Raw genomic sequence first — 9,058 nt, 5'->3', positions numbered from 1 at the left:
AATTTCCGATATTCTCCCAACGTAAAAAAGGACCGTCAGGGCGATGTTCCCTGACGGTTTTTCTTACATTGGGGCAGGCCCTCCGCGGAATTGGCTGGGGGTGCGGCCGGTTACTTTTTTGAATTGGCGCATAAAGTGGGTGTCATTGTCGTAGCCGCACATGGAGGCGATGGCTGTGACGGACAGCTCGGTATGGTTCAGGAGATACCCGGCATAATCCACCCGCCCGTTAATAATATCCGTCATCACGGAGACCCCGAACAGCTCTTTGTACAGATGCTGAAAATACGATTTGCTCAAATTTACCGACGCTGCCAGCGACTCTACCCTGTGCCGGTTTCCGGGAGAGCTGTACAGCTCGTTGCGCAGGTCCGTCAATTGCCGGTAGTAGCGTCCCGTTTTCTCCGGAAGGGCCTGGTCATGGGTGTGCCACAAGCAAAGCTTCATAAGGAGGGAGCGCAAGTCGGCATCGAGAATGGCGTCCCGGAAGGGCCCGGTTTGGCGGCTGATGCTCTGCAGCTCCATAATGGTCTTGGAGATCAAAAGCGGGTCGGCGGCTTTGACCGGCGTATCCAGGGGGAAGTCCAGGGAGGCCAGGAACGGCTCCAGCTCATCCCTTTTGCAGTGAAACCAGTCATTGATGAAGGGCAGCTCCACATCCCGGTACAGGTGGTCGGTATCCGGCCGGAAGAGGATGTAGGTGTTCTTGTCCACCGTCATGGGCACATCATGGACCACAATTTCGGCCCGGCTGCGGAACAGCACAAAGGCATAGTCGCCGGAACCATTCGGACGGACGATCCGTATTCCAGTGGGATGGACATAATTGTAGCCGCAGCTAAGCAGGGTGATCATAACATTCTCCTCCAAAAAACAATCCCCCAAAAGTGACGACAAGCTTCGAAGCGGAATCCGGGTACTTTTGGGGGAGCCCCCGAATGAAAACGGCGCAGCGCAGTATACTGCATTTTCGTAAAAAAAGCACAATCCGTCAGTTGCCTTTCATTATAAAGGATCGGGCGCAGTTGAACAAGGTTATGACGAGCCGCGGTGATAATGGAATTTTTTTGCTGAAGGGGAATGGGGTTTGTGGTATCCTTCTATTAAAATCTACTGGAAAGTTGGGTGCGGACATGACGGGAACAAAGGAGCTGTACAACCGCCTGTGTGCGGAGGTGGGCAAGCTGGTAGTCGGACAGGAGCAGTCCATCCGGCTGATGACGGCAGCGCTGTTGGCAGAGGGCCATGTGCTTTTGGAGGATGTGCCGGGCACCGGGAAGACCACCTTGGCCAAGGCCATGGCAAAGGGCTTCGATGCGCGTTTTACGCGGGTGCAGGCTACGCCGGATTTGCTACCCCAGGATTTGCTGGGCGGGCTGGTGTATCAGCCTCACACGGGAGAATTCACTTTGCGGAAAGGCCCCATATTCACGCAGTTTCTCCTGTTCGATGAAATCAACCGGGCTACGCCCCGCACGGCGTCGGCTCTGCTGGAGGCGATGGCGGAGGGGCAGATCAGCCTGGACGGGCTGTCGGAGAAGCTGGAGGAGCCGTTTTTTGTGATTGCCACGCAAAATCCGCTGGAATCCCAGGGAGTGTTTCCGCTGCCGGAGGCCCAGCTGGACCGCTTCCTGCTGAAGGTGCGGCTGGGTTATCCCAGTTTGGAGCAGGAGTCGCAAATTCTGCACCGGTTCCGGTCGGCTGTAACGCCGGAGACTCCGCAGGCGGTTATTACCCCGGAGATGCTGCGGCAATGCCGCTTGGAATGCCGGCAGGTCCGGATCGCTCAGGAGGTAGAGGATTATCTGCTGCGGGTGGTCCGGTCCACCCGGGAGGATAAGCGGTTCCTGTTCGGGGCCAGCCCCCGGGCCGGGTTGGCGCTGCTGGCTGTGGCCCAGGCCTTGGCCAGTCTGGACGGAAGGGATTATGTGACCCCCGATGATGTGAAGGAGGCGGTAATTCCCGTTTTTGCCCACCGTATTCAGTTGATGCCGGAATTCCGCGCCAGGGAATTTACCGAGGAGCAGGTGTTGGCGGGACTTCTGGCGGAGATTCCGGTTCCCACGGAGCTGGCGGCACAATCCGTATGAGGCGGCGGCCGGTTTTTTCTGAAAGCATGGGGAAACGGCAGGCTGCTCCGGAGGGAAGGGGGGATGCGGCATGTGGTTTTTGCTTTGGCTGGGTTTGGTGATGCTCCTGGTTGGACTGTGGGCGGCTCCTAACTATTGGGAAAGGCGGGTCTATCCCCGGGTTCGGCTGGAGGTTCGTGTGTCCCGGGATTATGCGGACCCCGGCGAAGAGCTGGAGCTGCGGATTCGGGTGGTGAATCCCACCCGTTTGCCCTGCCCGAAGATTCGCTTGGATTTTGTGCTGCCGGATGAGCTTGCGCTTCTGGGAAGCGGCGGCGAACGCCGGGTCCGGCTGGATACCTATCTGCTGGCCCGCCAGTCTGCGGAGCTGATTGTATCGGCGGTGGCCGTCCGGCGGGGAGTGGCCCGCTGGAATCAGGCGGTGCTGGAGTGTGTGGATCTGTTTGGCCTGCAGCGCAGCATTCTGACGGTGTATCCGCAGATGCAGGTGGTTATCCGGCCTGCCAGGCTGGCTCCCGGCGCGGGCCGCAGGCTGCTGGACGGGCTTATGGGGGAGATCCGGGTGCGGCGTTTTATTCAGGAGGACCCCAGCCTGTTTACCGGAGTGCGGCCTTATGCAAGCGGAGATCCGCTGAAAAGCGTCAGCTGGTTTGCCACTGCCCGTACAGGCGGGCTGATGGTGAAGCAGTTCGGGCATACGGCGGATGCCCGGGTGTGGCTGCTGCTTAACGGCCAGATGAGCACAGAGCAGTGGGCTGTGGCCTCCCGGGACCGGCTGGACAGGCTGTGTGAGCATGTGCTGCAGCTGGCTGTGCAGCTAACGGGTGAGCAGGCAGAGGTGGGTTTTCTGACCAACCTCTCGGATAGCTTGGGCAGCTCTACGGAGCTGCCGCCTGCCGCAGGGCCGGTGCAGCCTGAACGGTTGGCCAACCGGCTGGGTTCCCTGTCCCGGTATACGTCAGGCTCCCAGGCGGACATGCTCCGGGCCGCCGGCCGGGCAGTCCGTCCGGGGGATACGGTGGTGCTGGTGACGGATTACCGGGACGCGGAGAGCTCCCGGTCCCTGGAGGCGCTCCGGCGGCTGGGCTGCCCGGTGCATGTGGCGGATCTGGAGCAGGGGAGCGGCAGCGGAGAGGTTAGCCGCGGGCAGAACCGCCGCGGCCAGACCGGGGAAGTAGAAGGAGAGCAACTCCGCGGCAGGGAGGAGGCGTTGGCGTATGGCGGGTAGTGGCGGAAGCAAGGCGGAGCGTGAGTATATGGAAGGCAGTGGTGGAGGCAAGGCTGGGCGTGAGTATACGGAGGGCAGTGGCGGAAGCACGGCAGGGCGTGAGTATACGGAGGGCAGTGGTGGAAGCAAGGCGGAGCGTGAGTATATGGAAGGCAGTGGTGGAAGCAAGGCGGAGCGTGAGTATATGGAAGGCAGTGGTGGAAGCACGGCAGGGCGTGAGTATACGGAGGGCAGTGGCGGAAGCAAGATGAGCATGTGGCTGTTCTTTGCTCTGGAGGCTGCGGTGCTGCTGTGCGGTCTGCTGCCTTTTGCCCCGGCTGCCTCGGGAGGTGAGCGGCTTCTTTTGCTGCTTTTTGTTCCCTTCGCTCTTTTGACCGGATATGGGATGAAAAAGGTGGAGCGTCTATACGGCTACCGGTCCGCTTTTGTGGGCGGCGCGCTGGCCGTTTTCATTGCTGCCGCTGTGGTGCTTGCGGTTGTCGGGCGGACGGGCTTTCTGGTCTGGGAAGCGGTGCTGGCCTTTGTTTTTGTGGCCCGCGCAAGCTTATGGCTGGAGGGCTCCCAAACGGCGTCGGAACGGTTCCGCAGCTTTTTTCTGTGGGAATGCTTCGCTGTCCCGGCGCTGATCCTGGTGGGCTTCACGCATACGGCGGATCATCCGCTGTTGGCGGCTGCTGCCGCTGTGTACCTGCTCCTGCGGGGATTCGGGCTGATCTACGCCCAGCGGCTGGACGGCGGCGCAGGGGTCCCCGGTTTGCTGGGAATCCTTGTGTTCCTGGGGATTGTCCTGGCGCTGCTGTTGCTGCTGCTGGTGTTTCCGGGAGCGATGCTGGCCTTTGCCCTAGTGGGGACGGGGTTGTTTATGCTGGTGGATTGGCTGGGGCTGGACATTACCTTTACGATGGATTTAGGGGGGCTGCCTATTATAGGCGGGGGTAGTATGCAGGAGGAGCCCCCCTCTCCAGAGGAACTGGCGGCGATGGCGGAGTCCGCCCATATTCCCGGTGTGGTCTGGCTGGGGTTTGTCCTTGTGGTTGCGGTAGCGCTGCTGGCGGCCATGTACCGCTACCGCTCCCGGAAGAAGCCGGCGGAGGCTGTGGCCAATCCCGCCATCCGCCTGGTGCGGATGAAGGAGGCCGCGCCGCCGCGGCTCAGTTATGTGCCGGGAGCCACAGGCGTCCGGCAGGTGTACCAGGCCCTTCTCCGGGGCATGGAGGAGAAGGGCTGGCCGGCGAAGCCGGCCGAGACGCCGCGGGAGTACGCCGCGCGGCTGGAGGAAGCGCATCCCGCTGTGAAGCAGGAGCGGGATGCGCTGGGGGAGCTGGTGCGCCAATATGGCGCGGCGCGCTATGGGGTTGACCCGCCCCGGGGCAGCGGGGCGGGGGATGCCGGCGGCGTTTCACCGCCGCCGGAGCGGGCCAGCCGCCTGGTGGCGCGGCTGGTGGGCGCTGTCCGGCCCGCCGGGCGCAGCGGCGGCAAGGATGACCGCGGCGGTGGAGCCTTGCGGAACTGAGGAGCGCTTAAACACGAAAATATGCCGGCTTTGAGATATAGCGGAACTAAGGAGCTCTTATGCACCCTTATTGGGCGCAAATCCCGCTATTCCGGCTGTCTGCTCAGCTATAAGGGCCTCTCAGTTCCGCAAAAATGGCGGAGAGGCCCTTTTTCCCGTTTAAGCGTCGCTGAGTTCCGTTGCCATTGGAGCATCTGCAATCCGAGCCTACTGAGTTCCGTTGCCATTGGAGCAACTGCAATCCGAGCTTACTGAGTTCCGTTGCCGCCGAAAGCACGTAAACCTCTGGCGGCGCTGCGGGCTGCTTGGCGGGTAAATGGGACGGTTGGCCGATTCCATACGGATTCATTATGCCCTGCGGGCCCAGCCAGAGCAGCTAAAGCTCTTGATACCCCTTTGTTTCCTCCGCCGCGGCAGCTGCTGCCAAACCAACTGCAGTCCAAATCGTCATTCTCCAGCGGCCCGTCCGCCAGCTTGCGGTAAGCAATTCTTCCTTCCCTTCGTCCACGTCCCTCAACATGTCCCCGATATTTTTGCCCAGCCAGCCGCTGTACACCGTCTTGTATAATCCTGTTCATTTAAGCTGCTCACATTCATGGTCAACTCCCCCTATCCTGTTCCGTGTTATAGTGGTTGCGGTTGCAAATGAGATTTTTCATTGAAAAATACGGCTTTTTCATCCATCATGAAAGGAGGGCAAGCCCTTATGATTGCTCTATGTCCCGGTTGTCCGTGTGCCGGGCATTCAAATAAAATGCACAAAATAACCACACGCGGCCGGATAGGCTCCGGCTCTTGCGGGAGAGGAAAACACCCATGCCGAAACGCATTAGTTTTTCCGCACGGATCATGGTTCATATGTCGCTTATCATCATGCTTGCCTTCGTGGTATCGGGCTATATTTCCTTCCGGATCAATGTAAGCCTGTTTACCGAAGAGATCAGCAAGCAGTTTACCAAGGCGAATGAGCAGGCTGCTGCCAGGCTTGATCTTCAGCTGCGCGATATCTACCGCATCTCCAATTTCATTGTCTTCCACCCTTATATTGAGCAAGTGGTGCGGCGTTCGGGGGAATCGGAGGTACGGGAGAGCCATACGCAGCTTGTCGATCAGGATGAACTGAACCAGCTTCTGTATCAGGTCAAAAACGACGAGAACAAATTAAATTCCATGTTTCTTTATGACAAAAAGGACAACAGCTTTTTCTTCAGTGTGTCCCCTTCCTCCAAAAATTCTCTGGATCAGGAAACCTATACGGAGGTTAAGAGACGGCTGGAGGGTTCGTCGGGCAACCTGGTCTGGTTCCCTGTCAGGATACAAAATTCGACAGACGATTCCGGCTACCGGAACTTTTTCGCGGCGGCCCGCTATATGAAGAATAAGGACTTGCAGCAATATGGAACAATGGTCATGCTATTTGAAGAATCTTTGTTCTCCGAGGATTTGAAGGAATTGGTCAGCAACGAGCGGGCCAATGTGTTTTTGTTCGACCGGCAGGAAGAACTGGTATATACGGACATGCGTGAATGGGAAATGGAACAGCTTCCTGCTCCGGCGAAGTTTTCCGGCAGTAAGGTAATGACAAATGACGGAACCTCCTATTTATATGTGAAAAGCTACTCCAAGCAAGTGAATTTCACTCTAATCAGCAGGGTGGCCCTGGATTCTCTCCAGGAAAAAAGCTCGGTAATCTTCAAAATCTCCATGCTGGTGGGCATTCTGGGCGTACTGATGGCGGCGGCGCTGATTTCGTGGAGCGGCAGGCGGTTGTTTCGGCCCTTGCGCCAACTGGTGCAGGGCATGCGTCAGATGCAGGATGGAAATATGGGAACGAGAGTGGCGGTGCAGACCGGTGACGAACTGGCCTATATCGGGCACAGCTTTAACTCCATGGCGGAGAATCTGGAATTGCTGATCAAGGAGGTATACGAGCGGCAGCTGAATGAACGGGAAGCAGAGCTTACGGCGCTGCAAACCCAACTGAATCCCCATTTTCTCCACAATACCCTGGATACGATCTACTGGAAGCTGTATTTGAAGGATGACCGGGAAACGGCGAAGCTGGTGATCTCTCTTTCGAATATGCTTCGTTATGCCCTTGAACCAGCCGGAACCGTGACGGAATTGCGTGAGGAGATGGCCCAGATCCGCAATTATCTGACCATTCAGAACACCCGGTACGGAGATGAATTTGAGACCATTATCCAGATGGAAGAAGGTACAGAGCAGGCGCTGGTGCCCCGGTTGATTCTTCAGCCTCTGGTGGAGAATGTGTTCGTCCATGCCTTTGCGGACCAACTGCTGGCCAGGGCACTGGTCATCAAAGCAGCCTTTGGCCAAGCGGATTTTGATGAAGAAGGGTCCAGTCCGCAGGCGGCGCTGATCATTGAGATTACTGACAACGGCAAGGGAATGGGTGAAGCGGAGATCGAGCGTATCGTCTCCACAGCAGCAACCCCCAGAAGCGACAGCCGTCAGGAAGAAGGCCCGGTACTGGGCAGCAAACGGATTCATATCGGCATCCGCAGTGTGATCCGCCGTTTGAATTTGCTTTACGGGGAACCCTACGGGGTCAAAATCATATCTAAAGAGGGAGCGGGCACAACCATTCGGCTGCTGCTGCCGCTGGAACAAAAAGGAGGAATGAGACCATGAAGGGCGGTTTACTGATTGTAGATGACGAACCATTGATCCGCAAGGGGCTGGTCAAGCTGGTGGAGAACAATTCCCTTGGCTGGTCTGTGATCGGGGAGGCCGGCAATGGGAGGGAAGCCGTCGCCAAACTGGAGGAACTGCGGCCTGATCTGGTGATGACGGATATCCGCATGCCCTTGATGGATGGTTTGGAGCTGGCCAACTATATCGCTGCGAACTTTCCTGAAACAGCAGTTATTATTTTGACGGGCTACAGGGATTTTGAATATGCGCAAAAAGCCATCACCTGCGGCGTCAAGCAGTTTCTGATCAAGCCTTGCCCGGAGGAGGAGGTATGCCAGATTCTGCAATTGGCATACGAGCAGTACCGGCAGCTGGCTGCTGCAAAGGAGCGGGAAGCCAGCCAGCTTAGGGACAAGGAGGATCAGCAGCTGCGGGCTGTTTTGCTCCAGCTGCCGTATGATGTGGAGGAGGCAACGCGCCTGGAAAAGGTACTGGCAGGCAGTGAGCTGTGGCTGCTTCAGGTGAACAGCTATTACCCGGACAACCGGCAATTTCGGCGGGAGGACTTGAAGCTCCTGCAATTCGCCATCGGCAATATTCTGCAGGAATTGCTTGCCGCCAGGCCGGGGAACAGCCGCTGGATCACCCTGGAATACGACTGTTTTGCATTTTTCCTCTCGAAGGATGGGGAGAATGAACCATTATTCACGCAAGCGGCGGCTATCGTTCACAAGCTGTTGGGGATTGTGCTGACGGCGAAGTGTTTAGGCATTCCAACAAGTTTAAATCAGATGGAAATATGGGTGGAGGGACAGCTTAAAACCAGGGAAGAAAGGGATTCGGCAGCGGCAGGAGATTCACGGGAATTTTCGGTTAATGAAACCAACGTGAAGCTTATCCGCAGTGAACTGGCGGAGCTGCTGCTGTTGGGGCGGCCTGCCGAGCTGCATGATTATCTGGCGGGGATACGCCAGTCGGTGCGGCAGCCCTCCATCTCTTTGGAGGAGGCAAAGATCGGGGCGTTTTGTGCAGCTATGGGGATGCTGGACGTAAGAAAAAAAGAACTAAATTCAAAGCCGATAGGAGACATCGGCAAACGGGTGGCGGAGCTTAACCTGATCCATAGCAAGCCGGAAGTGGAGCGATGGCTTGACGGTCAGATCCGCGCCTTCGAAGATGCGCTCTCCAACTGGCAGAATCAACGCACCAGCGGCATTATTAACCGGGCAGTGCTTTATATTGAGGAGCATTACACAGAGGATTGCAACATCGCTGCCGTAGCCGCCCATTTTCACCTGAGTCCCAACCATTTTGGAAACCTGTTCAAGCGTGAAACCGGGGAAAGCTTCAGCGGGTATGTTGCCCGCCTCCGGATGAATAAGGCCAAATTTCTTCTGAAGAACACGGATTTAAAGGTGACGGAAATTGCCCAAGGAGTGGGCTATCTGGACTCCAACTACTTCGCTACTGTCTTCCGGCAGACCGTTGGGCTCTCTCCTACGGAATACCGCAAGCAATAGGCCATATTTTTTGTTGTTCTCCGTGCAGTCGTGCAATATTAGAGATTTT

The 9,058-nt window shown here is 57.4% G+C and carries 7 protein-coding genes; 5 read left to right on the top strand and 2 right to left on the bottom strand.

Features of this window, described 5'->3' with window-relative positions; genetic code table 11:
• Window positions 1–63 precede the first annotated feature (63 nt).
• Entirely contained in the window at window positions 64–855 is a 792-nt protein-coding gene (locus tag DQG13_RS25530) for a helix-turn-helix domain-containing protein (RefSeq protein ID WP_113023010.1), read from the bottom strand.
• A 278-nt stretch (window positions 856–1,133) separates the two neighbouring features.
• Between DQG13_RS25530 and DQG13_RS25525 the strand changes: the two genes are divergently transcribed.
• The 3 genes from DQG13_RS25525 (at window position 1,134) to DQG13_RS25515 (ending at window position 4,831) form a co-directional block, all read left to right on the top strand.
• The gene (locus tag DQG13_RS25525; RefSeq protein ID WP_113023009.1) at window positions 1,134–2,090 is read left to right on the top strand and encodes an AAA family ATPase; all 957 of its coding nucleotides are present in this window, start codon (window positions 1,134–1,136) and stop codon (window positions 2,088–2,090) included.
• 70 nt (window positions 2,091–2,160) lie between these two features.
• A complete protein-coding gene (locus DQG13_RS25520; protein WP_113023008.1) occupies window positions 2,161–3,318 on the top strand; it encodes a DUF58 domain-containing protein in 1,158 nt (385 codons plus the stop codon).
• Complete coding sequence (locus DQG13_RS25515) at window positions 3,308–4,831, top strand: DUF4129 domain-containing protein (protein WP_113023007.1); 1,524 nt, start codon at window positions 3,308–3,310, stop codon at window positions 4,829–4,831. The genes DQG13_RS25520 and DQG13_RS25515 overlap by 11 nt, the downstream gene beginning before the upstream one ends.
• Window positions 4,832–5,207: 376 nt before the next feature.
• On the opposite strand, the gene DQG13_RS25510 is transcribed toward DQG13_RS25515, so the two are convergent.
• Window positions 5,208–5,387 (bottom strand): hypothetical protein, encoded by a 180-nt coding sequence (locus DQG13_RS25510; RefSeq protein WP_113023006.1) that lies wholly within the window; start codon window positions 5,385–5,387, stop codon window positions 5,208–5,210.
• Between the two features lie 260 nt (window positions 5,388–5,647).
• Here DQG13_RS25510 and DQG13_RS25505 point away from each other — a divergent pair, with 260 nt between their 5' ends.
• Both DQG13_RS25505 and DQG13_RS25500 read left to right on the top strand, forming a co-directional pair.
• Entirely contained in the window at window positions 5,648–7,486 is a 1,839-nt protein-coding gene (locus DQG13_RS25505; RefSeq protein WP_113023005.1) for a sensor histidine kinase, read from the top strand.
• Complete coding sequence (locus tag DQG13_RS25500) at window positions 7,483–9,009, top strand: response regulator transcription factor (RefSeq protein ID WP_113023004.1); 1,527 nt, start codon at window positions 7,483–7,485, stop codon at window positions 9,007–9,009. The genes DQG13_RS25505 and DQG13_RS25500 overlap by 4 nt, the downstream gene beginning before the upstream one ends.
• The last annotated feature ends 49 nt before the right edge of the window (window positions 9,010–9,058 follow it).

Origin of the sequence: Paenibacillus sp. YN15, from assembly GCF_003285005.1 — a bacterium.
Classification (GTDB): Bacteria; Bacillota; Bacilli; order Paenibacillales; family NBRC-103111; genus Paenibacillus_AR.
Note: the sequence above shows the minus strand (reverse complement) of the source record. Positions and strands in the feature narration are given on the sequence as shown.

Coding starts and splice junctions, on each gene's coding strand:
- DQG13_RS25530 (WP_113023010.1), bottom strand. CDS start 855: ATGATCACCCTGCTTAGCTGCGGCTACAATTATGTCCATCCCACTGGA.
- DQG13_RS25525 (WP_113023009.1), top strand. CDS start 1,134: ATGACGGGAACAAAGGAGCTGTACAACCGCCTGTGTGCGGAGGTGGGC.
- DQG13_RS25520 (WP_113023008.1), top strand. CDS start 2,161: ATGTGGTTTTTGCTTTGGCTGGGTTTGGTGATGCTCCTGGTTGGACTG.
- DQG13_RS25515 (WP_113023007.1), top strand. CDS start 3,308: ATGGCGGGTAGTGGCGGAAGCAAGGCGGAGCGTGAGTATATGGAAGGC.
- DQG13_RS25505 (WP_113023005.1), top strand. CDS start 5,648: ATGCCGAAACGCATTAGTTTTTCCGCACGGATCATGGTTCATATGTCG.
- DQG13_RS25500 (WP_113023004.1), top strand. CDS start 7,483: ATGAAGGGCGGTTTACTGATTGTAGATGACGAACCATTGATCCGCAAG.